Raw genomic sequence first — 567 nt, 5'->3', positions numbered from 1 at the left:
ATTGTATGATTATATGTAACTTTTGATATATTAAAATTTTGATTTGTTAATATTAATTCTGCAATACCACCTGTAGATATTAATAACAAATCAAAATTATCAATTTCATATTTTATTAATAAATTTAATAATGAAAATCCCCCTCTAATTAAATATCCTCTAAATATTCTTTCATATTTTTTATCATATACATTCATTATATCTTCTTCTTTAAAATCATAAGTTTTTTCTTTAATATAATTCCAAGTTAATATCTTTATTTTATGTTGCAGTTCTTTTATAGTATTCATAAACTAACTCTTTCTGCACCACCTTTTGATTTTAACCATGGATGAAAGAATAAAATTATTCATAATAAAAAATAATTATGAAGATTCATAAACTTTCTTAAACATCTCTTCTATTTTTGGCAATATTATATTCGAATCAAATTTACTTGCAATTTCTCTGGCTTTTTTAGATAATTCTTCATATTTATCCATTATTATTTTTCCATATTTGATAATATTTTAATATTCCATTAATATAATTTTTTACATTATTAAGTTTTGCATAATAAATTGATTC

At 19.2% G+C, this 567-nt stretch carries 1 pseudogene; it reads right to left on the bottom strand.

The window, feature by feature from the left end:
* Positions 1–290: pseudogene (locus LUA84_RS02090) on the bottom strand (glycosyltransferase family 4 protein); the annotation flags it as partial.
* Positions 291–567 lie beyond the last annotated feature (277 nt).

This window comes from Candidatus Nanopusillus massiliensis, assembly GCF_920984865.1.
Note: the sequence above shows the minus strand (reverse complement) of the source record. Positions and strands in the feature narration are given on the sequence as shown.